The sequence below is a fragment of the Allocoprobacillus halotolerans genome, assembly GCF_024399475.1.
GTDB lineage: Bacteria > Bacillota_I > Bacilli_A > Erysipelotrichales > Coprobacillaceae > Allocoprobacillus > Allocoprobacillus halotolerans.
Genome location: NZ_CP101620.1, coordinates 1,238,950 through 1,258,896, shown reverse-complemented (window position 1 = coordinate 1,258,896; position 19,947 = coordinate 1,238,950). Strand labels below are relative to the sequence as shown.

The following is a 19,947-nucleotide window of genomic DNA, read 5'->3' as shown; positions in this document are numbered from 1 at the left end:
CTACGGAATACTCAATGGCTGACTTTCAATCTTTCTTGACACATACAAACAGTTTCCAGTAGTTGTATAATAAAATAGCATGTTCTCATCTCTTTTCAATGATATTGTATATATTTTTCATGTTTTTGTACAATATTAATAATGAAATCTGCTATAATGAAATAGAATAGTGAGGTGTCATAAATGATAGAATTAGAACAACTTCAACACTTAATCACATTTCAAGAATGTGAAACATTATCGAAAGCTGCCAAACAATTACATATCTCTCAACCAGTTTTAACACGCTCTATGCAAAAATTAGAAGAAGAACTGGAAGTATCATTATTTACCAGAACCAAAAATAAGATTTCATTTAATGAAACAGGACTACTCGCTGCTTCGCTGGCTTCTCGTCTATTAGAAGATACTAAAGATATGAAAAAACAACTACAAGATTTTGAACGTAAACTGCATACTTTTGCGATTGGTTCATGTGCTCCTGCCCCACTTCTATATATGGGACAAAAAGTATCACAATACTATCCACAAAAAGCCTTACTTACAGAAATTAAAGATATGTCTATTTTGATGAAAGGATTAAAAGAAAAAGATTATATAATCATTATTATGCCTTATAATATTGAAGATTACGATATTGAAAGCATTCCTTTCATGGAAGAACAATTATTTTTCTCATTACCTTTATCACATCGTTTTGCGAATAGAAAATCCATTTCATTAAAAGAAATGGATGGTGAAAGAATGTTATTGATGTCTAATATTGGATTTTGGCATGAAATGCATCAAAGAACTATGCCTCATACTAAATTCATTATTCAAAATGACCGTTCTATTTTCTATGATCTTGTAGAATTATCATCATTACCTTCTTTTACTTCAGATTATGTTATGAAAACAGAAACCATGCCACAAAATCGTCATATTATACCTATTGAAGATAAAGAAGCCAAAGCTACTTTCTATTGTTGGTATTTAAAGGAAAATGAAATAAAACTCAAATCATTATTATATCATTTATAAAAACCATAAAGTCATTGATCTTATGGTTTTTCATTAATCAAGTATCCAATTTTGAATTTGTGAAGCATCCTCATGTCCTATCAAACGTTTTCCTTTTTTCCATTGATATTGTGGATAGCTATTTCTTAAATCTTTTTCACAACCACTCATATCCGTTCCACCTGATGTACAAAATGGAATAAGTGTCTTTCCACTTAAATCACATTCATCTAAAAACGTTAAAATAATTTTTGGAACATCGTTCCACCAAATAGGAAAACCAAGATAAATCGTATCATAAGATGAGACATCAATACTATTAGCAATGCCAGGACGTGATGTTTCATCATTCTGTTCTAAAGATGTACGACTTTGGTCATTACTATAATTTAAATCATCATCACTATAAGGTTCTTCGGGGACAATTTCAATCAATGTTCCCTAAGTTGCTTCTTGAATATACTCAGCCACTTGTTTGGTATTGCCAGTTGCTGAAAAATAAACAATCGCTACTTTTTCTTCTTGATTTTGATGAGAAGTTATTGGTTCTTTGATAGTTGGTGTTTCCATGATTTCTTGAGGTTGACTTTAAAACTAGAAAAAACCAATTCCTGCCACTGCTAACACTAACACTATAATTACACTTATCCATTTTTTATTCATGCACCCCTCCTTTACTTGGCTATAAAATTTTTGATTTTCTGGTATTTGATCCACTTCCAAAGTGGCCTGATGTGATACTTGTTTTTTAATATCATTTTCACTTCCTATGGCAATGGCTTGTTGATAATACCATTCTTTATATTCAATCTCTTGAAGATAATATTGATATTCTTGAATTTGATGAAGAATGTTTTGTTTTTGTTCTAAGATTAATTGGTATCTTTCCTCTAAAGTTTCATCACCTTGTTGTGCTAATTCAACATATTTTCTAATCTTTTTAATAGGCATATTCGTATTTTTTAAACATTTCAAAACTCTCAACCATCGAAAATCTTCATCTTCAAAAAATCTTATTCCATTCACTCTTTTAATATGTGGTAGCAACCCTTCTTGATCATAATATCTTAAAGTTGAAGGTGTCACACCCATCATCTTTGCGACTTGACTAATAGAATATGACATATTTTTTCCTCCTTTCCAATTTCATTATAAAAGTTAAAGTGAACTTTAAGTCAAATATTTTTAAAATATGAATATCAAAACTCTAAAGAGAGATGCCCTTTAGAGTTTTACATGCCTATTTCAATTGATTGTATTCTTCATCACTGACAGGTTCTAACCATTCATTAGAAGTATCCTTAGCCGGTACAGCAATTGCGATATGTGCAAACCAGCTATCTTTTGCAGCTCCATGCCAATGTTTCACTTCTGGAGGAATATCAACTGTATCACCTGGTTTCAATTCTTTCGCTGGTTGTCCCCATTCTTGATACCATCCTCTACCATCTGTTACAAGTAAAATCTGTCCACCTTTATGATGGATATGCCAATTGTTACGACATCCTGGTTCAAAAGTCACATTGCTGATTGGTAAACTCTTTGCTAAAGGTTGCAAATAACTTTTTCCTATAAAGAATTTTTCATATTCTATATTTTCTTCACCAATGGGAAATAATGTTTTCACATCTTCCATACTTCATCCTCCTTTTCTGTCTTTATTATATATCCATCTTTTAAAAATATCTAATACCTATTTTTCATTGTACACTATGCTTTCTAAGCATTAATATTTTTTACAAATTTATTAAAAATTTCCTGCATTTTCTGATCTGATGCACTCATACTTTCAGGATGAAATTGAATACCCCACATTGGTAAAAATTCATGTTCAATCGCTTCAATCACTTGATCCTCACTAAAAGCTATTGTTTGTAATCCTTCACCTAACTGATCAATAGCTTGATGATGAAAACTATTCGCATAAGCTTTTTCCTTAAAAATAGAATATAAAAAACTTTCCTCTCTTATATGAATCAAATGACTTGCACATTCCCTTCTTTCTTTTTGCATATGCAAAAAGGTTTTTTGAGGCGTGTAAGATAAATCTTGAAATAATGTACCTCCAAACGCAACATTCATCACTTGCATCCCTCGACAAATACCTAAAGTCGGTATTTTCTTTTGACTTGCTTTTTGAATCAAGGAAATTTCATAACGATCTCTTGGATAATCTGTTTCTCCAAGCAGTGGTAACGGATTTTGATTATAAAGTAATGGATTGACATCACATCCTCCAATAACCATTAAACCATCTATCATCGCCAATTGTTCCTCTATATCCTGTGATGATACAATAGGCAATAATATAGGCACTCCACCTGCCTTTTTTATTGCTTCTACATAATCTTGATTAATAAAAAAGATATATTTATCATTTTTTAATTCTTCACTACATGTTATTCCTATTCTTTTTTTCAATATCAACATCTCCTTTTTCAATAATTCTATATTGATTATAATATCAAAAAATGAATTATTATATATACTTTATGCTACTTTTTTGCACCTTATAACAAAAAATACTTTTTAACCATAAATATACGACATGAAACGATAACTCTTTATATGGAAAAATATCAAAAATGACTTCTATAAGAAAAAATCTTCATAAAAATCCTTAATGCTTGTTAATGATGAAAAATACTTTTTATCTATACATTTTCAACAATCGTTTATACTCTCATGTCTTTACCAACAAAATTTCTAAAGAGTTTCTTTAAAAATCAAAATTTTCTGTATATATAAAAAGAGCACCAAGGAAAAACACATATGAAACAACTCCTACTAAAATTAGGAAACTTATCTAGCCATACTTAGATTCTATTGTAAGCGTCAAATGAAATAGCACTGATATTTATAAAACAAATCATATAAAATGTAACTACCAATTGAAAAGGAGGTTTGGCTACATGAAATATGATTGGAAAAAGATCATTGATGATCAGCTGAACAGTGGACTCACTGTTAATAAATACTGTGATAAACATCATCTTGCTCTCAGCTCTTTCTATAAAAATAAAAGGAAGATTCAAAAGGATTCGGTTTCTACTGATATCTTTCTGCCTGTTGGAGTTATTGATGACATGCCAGCTCTTGTATCGATGAATATTGATGGTCATACTGTTGAATTTGATTCTTCATTGCTTGATAAAGTCATTGGTGCATTAAAATGATCATTAACACCGATGAAATCAAGAATATATATGTTTCAAGCCATTATGTTGATATGCGAAAGTCGATTGATGGTTTGACACAGATCGTGAATCTTCAGTTTCAGATGAATGTTCTTGATCATAGTTTGTTTATCTTTACAAACAAAGCCAGAAACAGGATCAAGATACTCTATTATGAATCCAATGGTTTCTGGCTGTTCATCAAAAGACTTGAACATGGCAGGTTCAAGATTGAAGAACATGATGATTCCAATACAAGAAAAATAACTTCCACTCAGCTCAACTGGCTTTTGGAAGGCCTTGAATTTGAAGAAAAATTCAAAGAAAAACAGCTTCTCATCTAATAATTCATATTGAAGTATGGTACAATACTATTCGTTGAATTATTAAGATATGGAGTGAATTATACAATGGATCTGAGAAATCTAAGTCAGGAAGAACTAATCAAAAAAATCAATATGCTTGAAGAAAGAATCAAAAGACAGGATAACGAGATCAATGTTTTAAGTGAACAGTTAAACTGGTACAGTCAGCAGATCAGACTTCAGCAGAAGAAGCTTTTGGTTCATCATCAGAAAAAACTGTTCTTCCTGACCAGATTTCTCTTTTGATGAAATTGAAATTGAATCAACTCCAATCAAAGCAGAACCAAAACTTGAAGAAGTGACATATAAACGAAAAAAGAAAAACAATAAACGTGGCATTGATATTTCATCATTACCCGCTGTAACAAAGATTTATGATCTAGAAAACAAGAACTGTCCTGACTGTGGTGAGCCATTAAGAAAGATTGGTGAAAACATCAGAAAAGAACTTGTCTATTATCCTGCAAGGTATGAAGTTATTGAGCATGTTCAATATGTCTATACCTGTGACAGATGTGAGGAAGATTCATTAAAATCAAAAATATTCAAGGCAGATATGAAAGCTTCCGTTATCTATAAGAGTTTTGCATCACCATCACTTTTATCATATATTATTGATAATAAATTCAATAAGGCATTGCCTTTATACAGACAGGAAGTGATGTTCAATCAGATTGGATTGAAACTATCAAGACAGACAATGGCCAACTGGATGATCAAGCTTCATGATGAATATTTCAAAAGAATGACTGATTATATGCATAAGACACTTCTTCAAAGTGAATATCTGCATGCGGATGAAACAACAAATCAGGTTTTGAATGTTCCAGACCAGAAACCAACAACAAAATCCTATATGTGGGTATACAAGACAGGACGAAGTGAAGACAAGCAAATTGTTCATTTCATTTATGAAAACACAAGAGGTCATGAACATGCAAAGAAACATCTTGAAGGATATCATAATATACTTCAGACAGATGGATATCAGGCCTATGACAAACTTGATGATATCCGACACATGGGATGCTGGGCACATTGTCGTCGAAAGTATTTAGAAGCACTTGATGGTGCACCATCTGATACAGATCTAAAAGGTACTGCAAGTTACAGACTTCTTCATAAGATCAATAAGCTTTTTACGCTTGAAAAGAAATTAAAAGGCAAAAGCTATGAAGAGATCAAAGACACAAGGCAAAAAGAAGCAAAGCCAATCATTGATGATTTCTTCAAGGATGTCAAGGAATGTGCAAAAGTAGCAGTTGAAAAGACCAAACTCAGCCAAGCCTTAACATACAGCATCAACCAGGAAGAAAACTTAAGATTGTATCTTGAAGAAGGTCGTATTGAAATATCCAACAATAGAGCAGAAAATTCAATTCGTCCATTCTGCGTAGGTCGTCGCAACTGGCTGTTTTCAAACACAGTTAAAGGAGCAGAAGCAAGTGCAGCAATCTATTCGCTCCTTGAAACAGCAAAACTTAATAATCTCAAGCCATATGATTATTTTGAATATCTTTTAACAGCATTAACTGAAATAGATATTAATGATGACAAGGAACTAGAAAAGATCGTGCCATGGTCAAAATCATTACCAGAAAACATATATCTGACTAAAAAATCGTAGAAATACGATCTTTTAGTCGTTAAATGAAATCCAATAAATAATTACAGTCCTATTATAGTGTTTCTTCAGCATTATTTATAGGGCTTTATTATTTGACGCTTACAGATATTATTCGTTATTTAAGATGAAATGAAAAAATAGAGAATCAAAAAGACTCTCGATTTTTTTATTTTTCAAAATGTTTAGCTACTTTTTGTAAATCTTCAATAATTGGTAAATGTTGTGGACAGACACTTTCACATTGACCACAACCAATACACTCGCTTGCTTTACCAAATGTTTTTGTAAGATTGTTATAATATTCTCCTTGTGGTGTCCATTTTTTTCTTCTACTTCCTGCAAATCTGCATTATATAATGAGAAATATTTAGGAATTGCTATACCCATTGGACAACCATCTGTACAATATGAACATCCAGTACATGGAATTGCAATTGTGGAATTGATAGCGTCAACTGCTTTTTTGACCAATGCATATTCTTCGTCATTCATTGGTTTCATATCTTTCATATAGCCAATATTATCTTCTAATTGTGCAATATTAGACATTCCACTTAACACCATCATGACATTATCCAAGCTTGCCGCAAAACGAATGGCCCATGAAGGAACAGACATATCTGGAGCATAGTCTTTATACATCTTTTCCACTGTTTCAGGGACTTTCGCAAGTGTTCCACCTTTCACTGGTTCCATTACAATGACAGGTTTATGATGTTTTGTTGCCACTTCATAACATTTACGAGATTGTACACCAATGCTATCCCAATCTAAATAGTTAATTTGTAATTGAACAAACTCAAATTCAGGATGTTCAGTTAAAACCTGATCCAATAGTTCTGGACCATCATGATATGAAAAACCAATTGTTTTGACTAAGCCTTGTGCTTTTTTCTCTTTTAGCCATTCAAAACAATCTAAATCATTATATGTTTCAATACTATGTGCATTAATATCATGAAGTAAATAATAATCAAAATATTCTACACCCGTTTTCTTTAACTGTTCATTAAAAACACGGTCACGATCACTTTCAAATTTAATAAAACCTGAATGTAATTTTGTCGCAAGTGTATAAGCATCTCTTGGATAACGATTAACCAATGCTTCTCTTGCAGCATTTTCGCTATTGAAACCACAATACATCCAAGCTGTATCAAAATAAGTAAAGCCATTTTCAATAAAAATATCTACCATCTTTTTCACTTGTTCAATATCAATCTTTGAAGGATCATTTTCATCAAGTGATGGTAATCTCATTAACCCAAACCCTAATTTCTTAGCCATAATTTCTCCTCCTATTCTTTTCTATTATACACCTTAAAGCCAACTTAAGGTCAAGAAAAAGAAAGGTTAACCCTTTCTCTCATCCATTTCAACATGACCACTGCTTAATCCTTCATTCTTTTCATTAATTGGTAACCACTCTAAAACACGTTTAATATATCGATCCCAGAAATCCCATTCATGTCCTCCTGGTCCTTCTTCATAAGTCAAAGGGATATGATGTGCTTTTAAGAAATCACGATAATCTCTATTTTGTGTTAATAATGCATCTTCTGTTCCACATGCCATATAAATAGCTGGTACATCTTTGACATCCAGTTTTTCTATTAATGCCTTATAATCTTTATCACTTCCTTTGAGCTTTGTTAAATCACCAAAAACAGAAGTTAAATAACTTCTTTTCATCATATAAGGCACATCTTTTCCATCTTTTGCTTCTACAAAAGTATCGATCATTAAGGCAGATGATAAAGCTGCAATATAGCCAAAAGTCTGATGATATTTCAAACCATTTGTTAAAGCTCCATATCCACCCATAGATAAACCGGCAATAAATGTATCTTCTCTTTGATGTGATAATGGAAACATGGCTCGTGTCACTTCAATCAATTCTTCACCAATAAATTGCGAAAAATATTCATGCGAATTGTCATTATCTACATAGAATTTATTTTCTCCTGAAGGCATGATGACTGCCAAATCATGATCTTGTGCCCATCTTTGAATACGTGTTCCACATACCCAATCTGTATAGTTCCCAAAAATACCATGTAATAAATATAATGTTTTAAACTTTTCTTTTCTTTTTCCACTTTCTTTATCAACTGGAATAATTGCGTTAATTGTCACTGTGCGTTTTAATTTTTGTGATACAAAATCCACTTGTACTAATGCCATAACTTCTCCTCCTATTCTTTCATATCAAAATATTTTTGAAATGCTTTGACAATTCCCTGATGTTCAACATCATCCGTCACATATTCAGCGATTTCTTTTAATGATTCCACTGCATTTGACATTGCAATACCATGTCCAACCAATTTAAACATTTCATAATCATTCACACCATCACCAAATGCATAGGTATCTTGTCTATCAATGCCTAATTTTTGAAACAAATATTGACAACCTGTACCTTTATGAAATCCTTTATGATAAACATCCATACGTATTAACCCCGTATCATAAACAACCAAGGTCATATCCTCTTTGAGTTCATGATACGCACCCCATAACTCATCAACTGTATCAAACAAAACACAACAACTCATTGCATGAACATCACTCGCCTGATATTTTTCATTGACACCAACTGGTCTTTGATTGTTTCCTTGAAACATGACACGATGTTTAATCACAAGTTCATCATCTAAACAATCACACCATTCATCATCATGTCCATAAAACATGGCTCGTCCATGATATTTTTGATAAACGTCTAATTGCTTTTGTACTTCTGCCTCACTCATCATATCATCAACTAATATTTCATTATTATAAATAATATAATGCCCATCACTTAAAACATACCCATCAAAATCAACATCTCTTAATCCTTCTGGAATTTCACCTCTTGCAGATGCAATAATAATTTTATTGCCCTGTTGTTGAAAAGAACGTAAAACTTGTTTTGTTTTGTCATCTGGTTGCATCATTCCATTTTGTGCATTGATTAATGTCCCATCTATGTCAAAAACCACCATTTTCATATGTATCGACTCCTTTGCATCATTATAACATTACCACGGTTTTTAAATCTATAAAAATCAAAGAAAATATCTTGATTCTCTTTTCTATTCTTTGTACAATCTAAAAGAAATGGAGGGAATTTCATGAAACTGACAATGTTAGGAACAGGCAATGCATTAGTGACAAAGTGTTATAATACCTGTTTTGTTTTCAGTGAAAATAATCAGTATTTCTTAGTAGATGGTGGTGGGGGAAACACAATCCTCCAACAGCTTGAAAAAGCTCGTATCAATTGGATGGATATCAAAGATATTTTTGTAACACATAAACATATTGATCATTTATTAGGTGTGATTTGGATGATTCGTATGATTGCACAATATATGAATCAAGGAAGTTATGTTGGTGATGCCCGTATTTATGCCCATCAAGAATTGATTGAAACAATAGAAGAGATTGTCAAACTTGTATTAAATAAAAAGCAGGCGCAAATGTTGCATCAACGTATTCATATGATAAGTGTAGAAGATGGTCAAACACTTTCTATTATTGGACATGATGTCACTTTCTTTGATATTCATTCAACCAAAGATAAACAATTTGGTTTTTCAATGCAAGTAAATGACCAAAAAATCACATGTTGTGGTGATGAACCGTATAACCCCAAGAATCAGATATATGTAGAAAATAGTGTTTGGCTCTTACATGAAGCTTTTTGTTTATATAGTCAAGTTGATATTTTTCACCCTTATGAAAAACATCATTCTACAGTTAAAGATGCTTGTCAATTAGCTCAATCTTTAAATATTCAAAATCTTATTTTATATCATACAGAAGATCACAATATTGAAAATCGTCAATCACTATATATACAAGAAGGGCAAAATTATTTCCAAGGAAATATTTGGGTACCATACGATTTAGATATAATTGAACTTAAAAAAATCAATGAAAGTTAACTCATTGATTTTTTATTTGCATTTATTTATTACAATTAATGGTACATATATTTCATCATCGGTATGACCAGCATGTTGTGACTTCAACACTTCACTTCCGATGTATAGTAAAGTCTTATCAGTTTTTGCGATTGCTAAATAATCTCCTAAAGAATCTCTAAAAATTTCATTTTCTTCACCATCACCAAATAATTGTGATGAAATAACTTCATCTTTTGTATGTAAATCAAAGTCTTTTGAAAAATATTTTGCAAATAACTTTTCAAATTCCTCTTTTTTATGATCTTTGATAAAAAAATTAACCGCTCTAGGCTCTAACGAAGTATTTCTCATCAGACAATCCACAACATCAGGATATTTCTTCAAATCTATATTAACTACATTCTTATGTCCATGATCTGCCACAACAAAAACAATTGTATCATCTAATCGTTCACACAACTGTTCAATCTTATTGTTTCGTTCAATAATTAATCTCTTTGATTTCTTTGAATCACATCCAGTTTTATGCATCGTGCTATCTGGTTCAGTATCATACGCATAAATATATTTCTTTCCTTTTTCTTTACATCTCTTTTCTATAATTCTTAACATATCATCCAAATTACTATAATGACGAGGACCAAATGGAAATAACGTATATCCTTTATCAATGCCCTTTTCATTGATTTCATCCATGATAGTCTTTCTTTTCATATGCTTATTTGTAAAATCTATAGCTTCTTTTAATGGGATACGATAAAGATCACCTTTTTCAATACCAAAAAAAGTCGTAATTGTTTTATCTATATCTTTAAAATACATATCCCAGCCTAACATACCACTTTCAACTGGGTTCAATCCTGTCATCATAGAAGTTGTAGCAGCGACAGTTGTTGCTGGAAATACTGTAGTTATTGATTTTAATCTATTCCTGATAAAAAATGACTGTTCATTGAGTGTTCTCTCTAGAATATTTGAACCCATTCCATCACATAAAATAGTCACTACATTTTTAGGTTTATATTCATCCAATAGATTATTAATATAACTTAAAGTATGATGTTTATAATCTAAACCAAAATATTTTCTAATAGAGCAGGCAAGATTCGTTAAACACTCGTTGTAATCATTTTTAACTATCATTATTTTTCTCCTTATCACTTGTATTATCAAAAACTAACACTCAAGTTATACTTTTAAATTTTCTAAATAAACACCAATTCCATCATGTTCATTATCTAAACAAACATCGTCCCCAGCGCTTTTAACTGTTGCAAAAGAGTTTTCCATCGCAACACCTTTTCCTGCCACTTTCAACATTTCAATATCATTTTCACCATTACCAAAAGCTATCATATGACTTAAAGGAATATTCTTTATTGTGGATAACTCCATCAAAGCCTTCCCTTTAGAAGCCATGGCAGGATTGACTTCTACCCAATCTCTTTCAACACGACAGATTTCAAAACGTGATTTCATATCCAGTTGAATAATTGGTAAAACCTTATCCATAACTGTTGCACTTTGAATAAATGCAACTTTTTTACACTTTGATACAAATCATCAGGTATTTTGTTTACATCATCAATGCCATATTTATCACGATCAATAAAATGATTTTCCATAATTCCTGTTTTTCCATATGTTAAAATATAAAGACATTTTTCAAAAAAGATAACCATATCAAACATATATTTTTTAGCTAATGCATTTAAAATATAAACATCATCTTTATTCAATCTTTTTCCTTTATATAAACATTCTTTTTGAGAATTGTAGATTTCTAAACCATTCAAAACAATATATCCACTTTGAGGATACTTTTCTATTTCTAGTTGTTTTCCATAAAACGCTAAACTTTCAATATCTCTCCCACTTGCAAGTACTAATGAAACGCCTTGTTTTTGTAGATTCATTAAAACTTCTTTTGTATAAGGTAATATTTTTTGATGACTTGTTAGTAATGTACCATCCATATCCATTGCGATTAATTCTATCTTTTCCATAACAACCTCTCTTTTATCCTTTATTTTACAATGATTCAATGAAAAAGCAAGATTTAAAAACAGAACACCTCAATGTTCTGTTCTATACTAACAATAAATATACAAGTATCGGTATTGTCACAATGGACATAAATGTAGATATAAAAACTGTTTTGGCTGCGAGAAACTCATCTTGATGATAGTTCTTTGCAAATAAGACAGCCCCATTCGCAACTGGCATTGCTAAAATGATCAATGCAATCCCCTGTATCATTACATCCTGAATACACATGAAGATAAGTGGATTGGTAATCACTTCAGGAAAAGGTATCTTGAAAATATAAATCAAAATCGCTGCCAAAGAGGCAAGGACACCAGGTGATAATAAACTCTTATAATTGAATTGATACCCATCGCCTTGAACATAGTTCATAACCAAAACACCTAAAGTAAATAAAGATAAATTAAATCCCATATTAATGATGGCTGTACTTAAAATCGCTTTATTTCCAAAAAGCACCTGCATTAATGGAAATCCCATAAAACCAACATTTGGGAACATAATCATAAACATATACAATCCCTTAAGTGATATAGGCAAGAAACGCACACATAAATAAGCCACTACTGGTAATAATAAAACCAGAATCATTGCTGCTTTGATAATATCAAACAATGCTAAAGATGTTGTGTTGGAAGTCATCACTGATGCCACAATCATACAAGGCATTGTTAAATTTGTGGTATCTTTTGAAGATGACTTCACAGTATCTTTCAAAGAAATCAATCAACTGACGATTACGCCATGATCCATAATTCTGAACGAGATATAATAGTGTTTCATAGTGAGGAATTGTGACGACTGGCTGAATGTTATGTTTCAACAGTTCATCAAAGACCTTATCATAGAAAGCGAGTCCTTCTTCATTTGGACATTCTTCATCACCATGAGGAAAGATTCTTGGCCAGTTGATGGACATTCTAAAGCACTTGAATCCCATCTTGGCAAATAAGGCAATGTCCTCTTTATAGTGATGATAGAAATCAACACCTTCATGACTTGGATAGTAACAGTCCTCATGGACATGGTCATGAATTTCTCTAGGCACACCATGTCTAGAACCCATTTCAACATCTGCGATGCTTAGACCTTTACCATCTTCAAAGTAAGCACCTTCATACTGATTAGCAGCAGTTGCTCCTCCCCATAAGAAATCTTCTCTTATCTTCATATAAAAAACCTCCTTGCACGTTTCTATACACGCAAAGAGGATTCATATCTATATTTGTCAATTGTGTTTCAACAGTGTTACTTGTTGACATATCTTTTTAAGCTTATTTACTGAAACGGTGTTTCATGATCCATAATAATTGGATTATCAGAATGTCTTTTACTTTCTAAATGTGTTGTATTTTTTAATTTCTTTTCATAATTATCATCATAATCCATCAAGAAATAAGTCGCATACAAAATATCTAAAATCAAATGAACAGATAAATGTGTACTAAAATCTCCTAAGTTTTGAAACAAACTTTCTTTTGTTGACATGACAAGTTTACAAGTTGCCATTTGAGATAAAGCATTTTCACCAAATGATGAGATGGCAATCATTGGTATTTTTCTTTCCTGACACGTTCTAGCAATCTGTAAAATCTTCTTTGTTTCCCCTGAATAAGAAATCAAAATCGCAATATCTCCTTGAGGAATACAATTCACTTCATATAACTGATAATTCATATTATTAGAAATAATGACATTTTTGCCAATCTTCAACATTCTTTCACGAAAAGACTCAGCTAAATTTAATGATGTCCCAAATGAGAACATATGAATAGATTGACTATATTTGATTAATCTTAAGGCTTTTTGTAAATCGTCATGGTGTAATAATTGCATACTATCTTTAATCGTATCTTCATATAATTGTGATATTTTATTCGCAGCTTTCATCATATTATCTTGCGAAGTAAAAGGAAATTGACATCAATCTTACCATATTGATGATCCAAATAATCTATTTCTTTTAAAAACTGTTCCTTAAAATCCTCAAAACCTTTAAAATCTAATTTCTTGCATAAGCGCACAACAGTAGCTAGAGAAGTATAAGTTGCTTCTGCAATATTTCTTGTTGAATACTTAGCTAAACTTTTACCTAGAGTTAAAATAAAATCAGCAATGCTTTCCTCTCCCCCACTCATTTTATCTTTCATATGAAGTTTTTCTATGATTAACATTTTTATTCATTCTTATCTTTAGCATTTTCTGCATTTTAACATAGTTTTGATACATTCACAAAGAAAAGCCCAGAATTTATTTTCTGAGCTTTATTCCTTAATTTCATGCATTATATAATTTTCTAATATTGGCTTAAATCGTTTGGAAACCTCTAGGTTGGTTTCTTTACTAATCTCTACCAATAACAATGGGTGATAATCTTCATCAATTACAGCATGTGGATTATCTTTAATAATTCTTAAAATAACTTTCAAGTTATTATCATCAATATCTGTCTGATTATGTGTACACATTTGTTTTATTCTCTTGAACGTTAATTTTTGTAAATGATGATTAATATCAAAAAGACTAAACATATAACCAACCTCCTTTTTATTAAGTATATTATAATCTTTTTTTATATGTTTTCTATCAAAACAATAATATTTCCTTTTCGTATTATGAAAACATAACCATTATTTTTAGAATTTTTATAATTTTAGATACAAAATTTCATTAAAAACAAAATTTCAAAAAGGCTCTGCAAATCAACAGAATCTTTTTCACTTATTATTCATCAATTCTTTCAATTTTAAAGATAACTGGTCGTGTGCCATCATTACAACAGGCAATCATCTCATTTTCTTCTTTCATCCAGCCTTTCATGATGGAACCACCTTGCAATCCAGCATAAATATAACGACTCACACAATCCCATGCTTCACTACAAAATTTGCCATCCAACATATGCCAGAAATCATCTTTACCATTTTCTCTTTATTATTATAAATCTTCCCCTTGAGATTGAATGACTTTTTGATACCAATAGAATGAATCTTTACGATAACGATTTAATGTCCCATGTCCTTTATCATCTTTATCCACATAAACAAAACCATATCTTTTTCTCATCTCTCCCGTTCCTGCTGAAATGATATCAATACATCCCCAAGGGGTATAACCCATTAAATCCACACCATCTTCTTCAACGGCTTTTTTCATTTCGATGATATGTTCTTTTAAATAATCAATACGATAAGAATCATGAATTACACCATCTTCAAAAGTATCAATAGCTCCTAAACCATTTTCAACAATAAATAAAGGTAATTCATATCTTTCATATAATTGATTTAAAGCAATTCTTAAACCAACAGGATCTACAAGCCATCCGCATTCACTTGTTTTTAAATAAGGATTTAAAACAGAAGTTGTCATATTTCCAGATGTTGTTTCCTGATTCTCATCACCACTGACACAAGAACTTGAATAATAACTAAAACCAATGTAATCCACAGTTCTTGCTTTTAAGATTTCCTGATCACCTTCTAAAACAGGTAAAACAATCCCTTTTCTTTCATATTCTTTTAATTTATAGTTTGGATAATGTCCTCGACATTGCACATCACAATAGAAATGTCTGATATGATTATCTTTCATTAATTCTAATTCATCACGAGGATGACAAGTCAAAGCATAAGCAGCTGTATAAGCAATCATCATTCCCACTTTCATATAAGGATTGATTTCATCAGCTTTTTGAACAGCTAAGGCACTAGCAATAAATTGATGATATGTGCCTGTGGCTTTAGACTGATCATCATTTTTTAATAATCCCCCAGCATAAAGGGATAAGATTTCCATATTATTGATTTCATTAAAAGTCATCCAATACTTCACTTTATCTTTGTATCTGTTAAAAACAATTTCACAGTAATGCACAAAAGCATCCACACATCTTTTATCAAGCCAAGCCCCATAACGATTAATTAAAGAGATTGGTGTTTCAAAGTACATTAATGTCACAACAGGTTCAATCCCATATTTTAAACATTCATCAAACACCTGATCATAAAATTTTAAACCTGTCTCGTTAGGTTCTTTATCATCACCCTTAGGTAAGATTCTTACCCAGTTGATTGACATACGATAACATTTAAATCCCATCTCAGCCATTAAAGCAATATCTTCTTTGTAGTGATGATAGAAATCACTGGCTTCATGTGTTGAATAAAATTCATCATCATGAATCTCTAAAATCGCACCATCTGGCAAATCACGATAAGGAAAAACTGTCTATGAACCCTTTGTTCCATCTGTTAAAGTATAAGTCACACGTCTTTGAATATTGGCTCTACCATCACCATTTGTAACAATGTCTGCGCTACATAATCCTTTTCCATCAGCAACATAACCACCCTCAAACTGGTGAGTAGCTGTCGTACCACCCCATAAGAAATCTTTAGGTAATACCTTCTTATTCACCTACTTTTTTATTGTAGAATTCTTCATACATTTTTAAAGCTTTATCTAGAACTTTTGCACCATTCATTGTTCCATAATCACGCATATCTATCACATCCAATGGTGCATTGTCACCAACCACATCTTGCACATTTTTTAAAACATATCTCACTTGTGGACCTAATAATAAGACATCAAATTCTCCTAAATGATCACCGATTGTTTTTTCACCCACAGCATCCACACTCACTTCAATACCTCTCTTATCGGCTTCATCTTTCATCTTATTCATCAACAAACTTGTTGACATACCTCCTGCACACGCTAATAAAATTCTAATCATTTTTCATTCCTCCTTCTTTTGATAATTCTAATATAACCTCTTTCATTATAGAAATCAATAGCTTGGATGTTTTCAGGTACATTGTCAACCAAATGCCTATAAAAACACAAAAAACCTGTAACATTTTTACAGATTCTTAAAGAAAATTTGATTATACAATTCTTCATATTTTAAAATCTTTACATAAGATTTAGAAAATAAAACAATATAAATCATATCAAAAATATATTTTAATGATGTATAAAAAATAATTTTATTAGGTTTTGAGATGTTGGATGAAATGGTGTATGAATCACTGATGATGTATATTGAGATAAGGCATTTTTTCATAACCCGTAATGACTGTAAAAGGGATATGCCTTCTGGATAAAGTTTTCGCAATATCTAATAAATAAATATTTTTTAAATGTTTACTGATAATGATAATCACATGTTCCTTAGAAACATTTAATGAATGGTTAATTTGTAATTCTGTATCTTGATAAATCTGTACAAATTTCCCTGTATTACTTAATAAATGTCCTCCATATTGTGCAATCTTCGCATTGGCATCATGCGCATAAATATCAATATATTGAGATTGGGATAAAGTTTGTACAAACTCTTGAAACTCATCAAGATTCAACATATCTTTCATTTGTGAAATACTTTCCTATTCAATCATATGAAGTTTATTGGATAGTGTTAAAATATCTTCATCTGATAAAATATCATATTGTTTAACATTCATATTTTTCATCATTGAAACAATATTATATTTAAAATGATTTAATTCTTATAACCTAGTTTTTTAATAAAACGAATAATTATTGTGGCACTTGTATAAGTCCTTTTCGCAAATTCACATGATGAAAGATGTGGAATCTCTTCTAAATGTTCAAGAATATATAAAGCAATCACACGATCATTTTCACTTAAATGATAGTTTTCATTAAGTTTATCTATAATCTGTTCACTCACGATGTTATCCTCAATGTACAATCTCTCATCTTTAACAACAACTCAACCTTTTTCATCCTCATCACTTGGCGTCGTTATCTAGAATTTCTTCAATTTTCTTTAAAACAGCTTGTTCATCATTAGAACCAATGACTTCATAAGCCACCTCTTTAATCTCTTGAACAGCATTTGACATAGCATAGCCATATTTGACCTGCTTAAACATTTCATAATCATTCATCTGATCACCAAAAGCCACGCACTCGTCAGGTTCAATATCATAAACAGCCTGTAAGAATTGAATCCCGACACCTTTATGTGCATCACTGTTTTGAATATCCACCCATTCATTCCCTGATGTGACAATCTTTAAATGTTCTGGTAACTGATCTTTGATTTTTTCTTCGAGTTGCTTAGCCTGATGTTTCATATCAAAAATCGCTATTTTCATAATTTCATCTTGCACATCTTCAAAACTATTCACAAAAGAATAAGCACAATAATATTTTTTTACCTCGTCCTTGAAATCAAAGAAATCTTTCAAGGCATAAGCCCCTTTTTCCCTGCCAAAATACTAAATATATCTTCAAATTGAGATAATATTTCTAAGACTTTCTTCACATTTTGACTATGAATCACATTGCAATAAAGTTCTGTTGTGCCTTTAGCAATATAGCTACCATTTTCAGCAATAAAATACATCTGTTCACTTAAAGGTAAAAACTTTTGATATAAGCGATAATATTGATTACCACTGGCAATCACAAATTTAATCTTTTTTCCTTCATTCTATAAAATAAATCTATAAATTCCTTATCAAACTTTTTCTCTGAATTTAAAAAAGTTCCATCCATATCTGTCGCAATTAATTGAATCATTTCTTTTTCCCCCTATATCATTTATTATAAAGAAAAACACATATTGTTTCTAGTCTATATATAAAAAACACATCTATAAAGACGTGTTTAAAACTTCCAACATATCAACTGGATTTTTAGCGGCTTTCACCTTTGTATAGGCTTTTTCAATCATGCCTTCTTCATTAATAAGGTAAGTTGTTCTGACAACACCCATCACCTTTTTACCATACATATTCTTTTCTTTCCAAACATCATAAGCCTGTATCACTTCTAATTCTGGATCAGATAAAAGAGTAAAAGGTAACTGATATTTTTCTTGGAATTTTTTATGTGATTTCACACTATCTTTACTGACACCTAAAATAATTGCACCTTTTTCTTGAAACTGTGGATAAAGCTGGGCAAAACCACAAGCTTGTTGACTACAACCTGGTGTATTATCTTTAGGGTAAAAATATAAAATCACTTTTTGACCAAGATATTGACTTAAAGATACACTTTCTCCATCTTGATTCAATAATGTAAAATCTGGGGCTTTTAAACCTGTTTCTAACATAATGACTCACTCCTTTTTGTTTATTATATCAAAAATAAATATTTTTTGTATAAAGATGCTCCTAACCAAATAAAGAAAGCTGATGGGATCCATTCACTATTTTAATTGCACTCTCTATGGCATCAAAATAAAAATATGAAGAAGTCATATCAAACCATTGATGCATATGTTCTGGTTTGATAATAACGGGCATACGTGAATGAATCGGTCGCATCACATCATTGGCTTGTTTGGTAATAATGACAACTTCTTTATTTTCATTATAAAGTCCAGCCATCATCATGATAGAATCATCTTCATTTTCAAAAGACAGCATATGCTTTTGATGATCCCACTCATAAAAACCTCTTGCAAAAATGAGACAACGTCTTACTTTCATATCTTTTTGAAACATCTTCTTTTCTAATAACGTTTCACTTCTGGCATTAATCACAAGCCTTGAATCATAAGGGAAATGATATCCCCATTGCATATTCTTCACAACATATTGTCCTTTTTCCATCACAATCACTGGAATCTTTTGTTTAGGAAAACAATCTCCCAAAAGAATCTGTTCAGGTTTAACATCAATGCCCATATCTTTTAAAACAAGATAAATTTGTCGCATGATATAAAATCTCCCACACATGATTTCACCACCTTTACCACTTTCTTCCATTATAACATATCTTCTCTTTTCTTGTTTTCTTCTTTTCTAGATTATGAGATAATAAGTATA

At 31.2% G+C, this 19,947-nt stretch carries 27 protein-coding genes and 5 pseudogenes; 6 read left to right on the top strand and 26 right to left on the bottom strand.

Annotated elements, in window-relative coordinates:
• The first annotated feature begins 183 nt into the window (after positions 1-183).
• Positions 184-1,023, top strand: a complete 840-nt coding sequence (locus tag NMU03_RS07545) for a LysR family transcriptional regulator (RefSeq protein WP_290142018.1) — start codon at positions 184-186, stop codon at positions 1,021-1,023.
• A gap of 33 nt (positions 1,024-1,056) precedes the next feature.
• Here NMU03_RS07545 and NMU03_RS07540 read toward each other — a convergent pair whose 3' ends face one another.
• The 5 genes from NMU03_RS07540 to NMU03_RS07520 form a co-directional block, all read right to left on the bottom strand.
• The gene (locus NMU03_RS07540; protein WP_290142017.1) at positions 1,057-1,437 is read right to left on the bottom strand and encodes a flavodoxin; all 381 of its coding nucleotides are present in this window, start codon (positions 1,435-1,437) and stop codon (positions 1,057-1,059) included.
• A gap of 6 nt (positions 1,438-1,443) precedes the next feature.
• The gene (locus tag NMU03_RS07535; protein WP_290142016.1) at positions 1,444-1,572 is read right to left on the bottom strand and encodes a flavodoxin family protein; all 129 of its coding nucleotides are present in this window, start codon (positions 1,570-1,572) and stop codon (positions 1,444-1,446) included.
• A gap of 24 nt (positions 1,573-1,596) precedes the next feature.
• Positions 1,597-2,127, bottom strand: a complete 531-nt coding sequence (locus tag NMU03_RS07530) for a MerR family transcriptional regulator (protein ID WP_290142015.1) — start codon at positions 2,125-2,127, stop codon at positions 1,597-1,599.
• Between the two features lie 115 nt (positions 2,128-2,242).
• Positions 2,243-2,638 (bottom strand): cupin domain-containing protein, encoded by a 396-nt coding sequence (locus NMU03_RS07525; protein ID WP_290142014.1) that lies wholly within the window; start codon positions 2,636-2,638, stop codon positions 2,243-2,245.
• An 83-nt stretch (positions 2,639-2,721) separates the two neighbouring features.
• Positions 2,722-3,423, bottom strand: a complete 702-nt coding sequence (locus NMU03_RS07520) for a gamma-glutamyl-gamma-aminobutyrate hydrolase family protein (RefSeq protein ID WP_290142013.1) — start codon at positions 3,421-3,423, stop codon at positions 2,722-2,724.
• Between the two features lie 491 nt (positions 3,424-3,914).
• On the opposite strand from NMU03_RS07520, the gene tnpA reads away from it, so the two are divergent.
• The 4 genes from tnpA (at position 3,915) to tnpC (ending at position 6,170) form a co-directional block, all read left to right on the top strand.
• Positions 3,915-4,178, top strand: a complete 264-nt coding sequence (tnpA, locus tag NMU03_RS07515; protein WP_290142012.1) for an IS66 family insertion sequence element accessory protein TnpA — start codon at positions 3,915-3,917, stop codon at positions 4,176-4,178.
• On the top strand, positions 4,175-4,522 hold the full coding sequence (tnpB, locus tag NMU03_RS07510; protein ID WP_290140619.1) for an IS66 family insertion sequence element accessory protein TnpB: 348 nt from the start codon (positions 4,175-4,177) through the stop codon (positions 4,520-4,522). The genes tnpA and tnpB overlap by 4 nt, the downstream gene beginning before the upstream one ends.
• Positions 4,523-4,588: 66 nt before the next feature.
• Positions 4,589-4,789 (top strand): hypothetical protein, encoded by a 201-nt coding sequence (locus tag NMU03_RS07505; protein WP_290142011.1) that lies wholly within the window; start codon positions 4,589-4,591, stop codon positions 4,787-4,789.
• Positions 4,790-4,841: 52 nt separating this feature from the next.
• On the top strand, positions 4,842-6,170 hold the full coding sequence (gene tnpC, locus NMU03_RS07500; RefSeq protein WP_290142010.1) for an IS66 family transposase: 1,329 nt from the start codon (positions 4,842-4,844) through the stop codon (positions 6,168-6,170).
• A 166-nt stretch (positions 6,171-6,336) separates the two neighbouring features.
• On the opposite strand, the gene NMU03_RS07495 is transcribed toward tnpC, so the two are convergent.
• The 4 genes and pseudogenes from NMU03_RS07495 to NMU03_RS07480 all read right to left on the bottom strand — a co-directional run bounded on the left by NMU03_RS07495 (position 6,337) and on the right by NMU03_RS07480 (position 9,166).
• Positions 6,337-6,426 (bottom strand): hypothetical protein, encoded by a 90-nt coding sequence (locus NMU03_RS07495; protein ID WP_290142298.1) that lies wholly within the window; start codon positions 6,424-6,426, stop codon positions 6,337-6,339.
• A 260-nt stretch (positions 6,427-6,686) separates the two neighbouring features.
• Positions 6,687-7,430: pseudogene (locus NMU03_RS07490) on the bottom strand (aldo/keto reductase); the annotation flags it as partial.
• Positions 7,431-7,523: 93 nt separating this feature from the next.
• On the bottom strand, positions 7,524-8,354 hold the full coding sequence (locus NMU03_RS07485; RefSeq protein WP_290142009.1) for an alpha/beta hydrolase: 831 nt from the start codon (positions 8,352-8,354) through the stop codon (positions 7,524-7,526).
• An 11-nt stretch (positions 8,355-8,365) separates the two neighbouring features.
• Complete coding sequence (locus tag NMU03_RS07480) at positions 8,366-9,166, bottom strand: Cof-type HAD-IIB family hydrolase (protein ID WP_290142007.1); 801 nt, start codon at positions 9,164-9,166, stop codon at positions 8,366-8,368.
• Between the two features lie 123 nt (positions 9,167-9,289).
• Between NMU03_RS07480 and NMU03_RS07475 the strand changes: the two genes are divergently transcribed.
• Positions 9,290-10,105, top strand: a complete 816-nt coding sequence (locus tag NMU03_RS07475; RefSeq protein WP_290142006.1) for an MBL fold metallo-hydrolase — start codon at positions 9,290-9,292, stop codon at positions 10,103-10,105.
• A gap of 12 nt (positions 10,106-10,117) precedes the next feature.
• On the opposite strand, the gene NMU03_RS07470 is transcribed toward NMU03_RS07475, so the two are convergent.
• From NMU03_RS07470 to NMU03_RS07390, 17 genes and pseudogenes are all read right to left on the bottom strand, one after another.
• On the bottom strand, positions 10,118-11,230 hold the full coding sequence (locus tag NMU03_RS07470; RefSeq protein WP_290142005.1) for an alkaline phosphatase family protein: 1,113 nt from the start codon (positions 11,228-11,230) through the stop codon (positions 10,118-10,120).
• Between the two features lie 45 nt (positions 11,231-11,275).
• The gene (locus tag NMU03_RS07465; protein WP_290142004.1) at positions 11,276-11,599 is read right to left on the bottom strand and encodes an HAD hydrolase family protein; all 324 of its coding nucleotides are present in this window, start codon (positions 11,597-11,599) and stop codon (positions 11,276-11,278) included.
• Entirely contained in the window at positions 11,563-12,093 is a 531-nt protein-coding gene (locus NMU03_RS07460; RefSeq protein ID WP_290142003.1) for an HAD hydrolase family protein, read from the bottom strand. Before NMU03_RS07460 ends, NMU03_RS07465 begins: the two co-directional genes overlap by 37 nt.
• 82 nt (positions 12,094-12,175) lie before the next feature.
• Complete coding sequence (locus tag NMU03_RS07455; protein ID WP_353956690.1) at positions 12,176-12,793, bottom strand: AEC family transporter; 618 nt, start codon at positions 12,791-12,793, stop codon at positions 12,176-12,178.
• A gap of 22 nt (positions 12,794-12,815) precedes the next feature.
• A pseudogene (locus NMU03_RS07450) lies at positions 12,816-13,304 on the bottom strand (family 1 glycosylhydrolase); the annotation flags it as partial.
• Between the two features lie 107 nt (positions 13,305-13,411).
• Positions 13,412-14,023, bottom strand: a complete 612-nt coding sequence (locus tag NMU03_RS07445; RefSeq protein WP_290142001.1) for a MurR/RpiR family transcriptional regulator — start codon at positions 14,021-14,023, stop codon at positions 13,412-13,414.
• Entirely contained in the window at positions 14,023-14,307 is a 285-nt protein-coding gene (locus NMU03_RS07440; RefSeq protein WP_290142000.1) for a MurR/RpiR family transcriptional regulator, read from the bottom strand. The genes NMU03_RS07445 and NMU03_RS07440 overlap by 1 nt, the downstream gene beginning before the upstream one ends.
• 90 nt (positions 14,308-14,397) lie before the next feature.
• Positions 14,398-14,664 (bottom strand): DUF2624 domain-containing protein, encoded by a 267-nt coding sequence (locus NMU03_RS07435; RefSeq protein ID WP_290141999.1) that lies wholly within the window; start codon positions 14,662-14,664, stop codon positions 14,398-14,400.
• Between the two features lie 193 nt (positions 14,665-14,857).
• Positions 14,858-15,040 (bottom strand): annotated as a pseudogene (locus NMU03_RS07430) (TIGR04076 family protein); the annotation flags it as partial.
• 30 nt (positions 15,041-15,070) lie between these two features.
• Positions 15,071-16,552, bottom strand: a pseudogene (locus NMU03_RS07425) (family 1 glycosylhydrolase).
• A complete protein-coding gene (locus tag NMU03_RS07420) occupies positions 16,545-16,874 on the bottom strand; it encodes a PTS sugar transporter subunit IIB (RefSeq protein ID WP_290141998.1) in 330 nt (109 codons plus the stop codon). Before NMU03_RS07420 ends, NMU03_RS07425 begins: the two are co-directional and overlap by 8 nt.
• A gap of 292 nt (positions 16,875-17,166) precedes the next feature.
• Positions 17,167-17,511 (bottom strand): SIS domain-containing protein, encoded by a 345-nt coding sequence (locus NMU03_RS07415; protein WP_290141996.1) that lies wholly within the window; start codon positions 17,509-17,511, stop codon positions 17,167-17,169.
• A gap of 131 nt (positions 17,512-17,642) precedes the next feature.
• A complete protein-coding gene (locus NMU03_RS07410; protein ID WP_290141995.1) occupies positions 17,643-17,834 on the bottom strand; it encodes a MurR/RpiR family transcriptional regulator in 192 nt (63 codons plus the stop codon).
• 61 nt (positions 17,835-17,895) lie between these two features.
• Positions 17,896-18,357, bottom strand: a complete 462-nt coding sequence (locus NMU03_RS07405) for an HAD-IIB family hydrolase (RefSeq protein WP_290141994.1) — start codon at positions 18,355-18,357, stop codon at positions 17,896-17,898.
• Positions 18,354-18,667, bottom strand: a pseudogene (locus NMU03_RS07400) (HAD hydrolase family protein). The gene NMU03_RS07405 and the pseudogene NMU03_RS07400 overlap by 4 nt, the downstream one beginning before the upstream one ends.
• Before the next feature lie 97 nt (positions 18,668-18,764).
• Entirely contained in the window at positions 18,765-19,229 is a 465-nt protein-coding gene (gene bcp / locus NMU03_RS07395) for a thioredoxin-dependent thiol peroxidase (RefSeq protein ID WP_290141993.1), read from the bottom strand.
• Between the two features lie 61 nt (positions 19,230-19,290).
• A complete protein-coding gene (locus tag NMU03_RS07390; protein ID WP_290141992.1) occupies positions 19,291-19,887 on the bottom strand; it encodes an SOS response-associated peptidase in 597 nt (198 codons plus the stop codon).
• Positions 19,888-19,947: the final 60 nt, after the last annotated feature.

Excerpts from the sequence above, each read along its gene's own strand:
- tnpA (WP_290142012.1), top strand. The coding sequence starts at position 3,915 with ATGAAATATGATTGGAAAAAGATCATTGATGATCAGCTGAACAGTGGA.
- NMU03_RS07455 (WP_353956690.1), bottom strand. The coding sequence starts at position 12,793 with ATGATTGTGGCATCAGTGATGACTTCCAACACAACATCTTTAGCATTG.
- NMU03_RS07505 (WP_290142011.1), top strand. The coding sequence starts at position 4,589 with ATGGATCTGAGAAATCTAAGTCAGGAAGAACTAATCAAAAAAATCAAT.
- tnpB (WP_290140619.1), top strand. The coding sequence starts at position 4,175 with ATGATCATTAACACCGATGAAATCAAGAATATATATGTTTCAAGCCAT.
- NMU03_RS07435 (WP_290141999.1), bottom strand. The coding sequence starts at position 14,664 with ATGTTTAGTCTTTTTGATATTAATCATCATTTACAAAAATTAACGTTC.
- NMU03_RS07470 (WP_290142005.1), bottom strand. The coding sequence starts at position 11,230 with ATGATAGTTAAAAATGATTACAACGAGTGTTTAACGAATCTTGCCTGC.
- NMU03_RS07465 (WP_290142004.1), bottom strand. The coding sequence starts at position 11,599 with ATGGATAAGGTTTTACCAATTATTCAACTGGATATGAAATCACGTTTT.
- NMU03_RS07445 (WP_290142001.1), bottom strand. The coding sequence starts at position 14,023 with ATGAAAGCTGCGAATAAAATATCACAATTATATGAAGATACGATTAAA.
- bcp (WP_290141993.1), bottom strand. The coding sequence starts at position 19,229 with ATGTTAGAAACAGGTTTAAAAGCCCCAGATTTTACATTATTGAATCAA.
- NMU03_RS07480 (WP_290142007.1), bottom strand. The coding sequence starts at position 9,166 with ATGAAAATGGTGGTTTTTGACATAGATGGGACATTAATCAATGCACAA.
- NMU03_RS07415 (WP_290141996.1), bottom strand. The coding sequence starts at position 17,511 with ATGAAAGATATGTTGAATCTTGATGAGTTTCAAGAGTTTGTACAAACT.
- NMU03_RS07525 (WP_290142014.1), bottom strand. The coding sequence starts at position 2,638 with ATGGAAGATGTGAAAACATTATTTCCCATTGGTGAAGAAAATATAGAA.
- NMU03_RS07485 (WP_290142009.1), bottom strand. The coding sequence starts at position 8,354 with ATGGCATTAGTACAAGTGGATTTTGTATCACAAAAATTAAAACGCACA.
- NMU03_RS07390 (WP_290141992.1), bottom strand. The coding sequence starts at position 19,887 with ATGGAAGAAAGTGGTAAAGGTGGTGAAATCATGTGTGGGAGATTTTAT.
- NMU03_RS07475 (WP_290142006.1), top strand. The coding sequence starts at position 9,290 with ATGAAACTGACAATGTTAGGAACAGGCAATGCATTAGTGACAAAGTGT.
- NMU03_RS07440 (WP_290142000.1), bottom strand. The coding sequence starts at position 14,307 with ATGTTAATCATAGAAAAACTTCATATGAAAGATAAAATGAGTGGGGGA.
- NMU03_RS07535 (WP_290142016.1), bottom strand. The coding sequence starts at position 1,572 with ATGGAAACACCAACTATCAAAGAACCAATAACTTCTCATCAAAATCAA.
- NMU03_RS07420 (WP_290141998.1), bottom strand. The coding sequence starts at position 16,874 with ATGATTAGAATTTTATTAGCGTGTGCAGGAGGTATGTCAACAAGTTTG.
- NMU03_RS07545 (WP_290142018.1), top strand. The coding sequence starts at position 184 with ATGATAGAATTAGAACAACTTCAACACTTAATCACATTTCAAGAATGT.
- NMU03_RS07530 (WP_290142015.1), bottom strand. The coding sequence starts at position 2,127 with ATGTCATATTCTATTAGTCAAGTCGCAAAGATGATGGGTGTGACACCT.
- NMU03_RS07460 (WP_290142003.1), bottom strand. The coding sequence starts at position 12,093 with ATGGAAAAGATAGAATTAATCGCAATGGATATGGATGGTACATTACTA.